Genomic DNA, 1025 nt, shown 5'->3' on the forward strand with positions numbered 1-1025 from the left:
TCGCTCATCGAGACCTGCATGTGTGGATGGCTCCCGTGATGCAAGAGGCTTATTTGATCGATGCGCGATAGTCGGCGGCTTGCATGTGTCCGGCCTACGTAAAGGCGGCATATTTGGCCGCCGGCCCAGATGAGATTCGCGGATCGGGTCCATAACAAACTGACGCGCTCGAAGCGCCTACAGGTCTACTGGGTGTCCCGATCTCGTCTATCAACTGTCGCGTCATCTTCCCATTCAGCGCCGTTGCACCACAACCGCCAGGACCCGGCTGTTCCTGGCGATCGATACCTATGCCGGTCGGTAGGTCTCCTCGCGCGTCATCACCGCCCAAATGATCCTTGCCATTTTGTTTGCCAAGGCAACGGCCGCGAGTTTGATTGGCTTACGAGCGATAATGCGACCCAGCCAACTTTGAGCGAAGTTCTGCTTACTCCTCGACCAGCGTATCGTAGACATCGCGCCAATGACCAGGAGACGTCGGATGGTACGATCACCCATCTTGGTAATTCGGCCCAATCGGTCTTTGCCACCGCTCGAGTTCTGACGTGGCACTAGGCCAAGCCACGCGGCGAAGTCGCGACCGGATCGAAAACCGCGGATGTTCGGCACTCCAGCCAATATGGCGCTGACGGTGATTGGGCCGACGCCGGGGATGGTGAGCAACCTGGCCGATTCAGGCTCTTCGCGGCAACTCTTGCGCATCTCAGCTTCGAGAGCGTTGATCCGCGCGTTCAAGGCGACATACTCATCGACCAAGATACCTAGAGGCGCTCGAACCGCATCTGGGATCGGCGTCTTCGGATCGGATATCCGCTCGATCAGCGAACCAACATGCTGAGGGCCTGCTGGCGCGATCACACCGAACTCAGCCATATGACTACGGATCGCATTGATCAACGAAACCCGCTGTCGCGAAAGAAGTTCGTGTGTGCGATGCAGGACACGCAACGCCTGTTGCGTCAGCGACTTGATCGGAGCTGTGCGAACTGCCGGTCGCGTCACTGCTTCGCAGATGGCCGCGGCGT

Annotated in this window: 1 protein-coding gene; it reads right to left on the bottom strand. The window is 58.5% G+C overall.

The window, feature by feature from the left end:
• Positions 1-288: 288 nt before the first annotated feature.
• Positions 289-1025 (bottom strand): IS110 family RNA-guided transposase (locus tag MRBLMR1_RS26975; protein WP_500066964.1); only part of this gene is annotated, 737 nt, incomplete at its 5' end.

The sequence above is a fragment of the Neorhizobium sp. LMR1-1-1.1 genome, assembly GCF_040675795.1.
Taxonomy (GTDB): domain Bacteria; phylum Pseudomonadota; class Alphaproteobacteria; order Rhizobiales; family Rhizobiaceae; genus Neorhizobium; species Neorhizobium cellulosilyticum.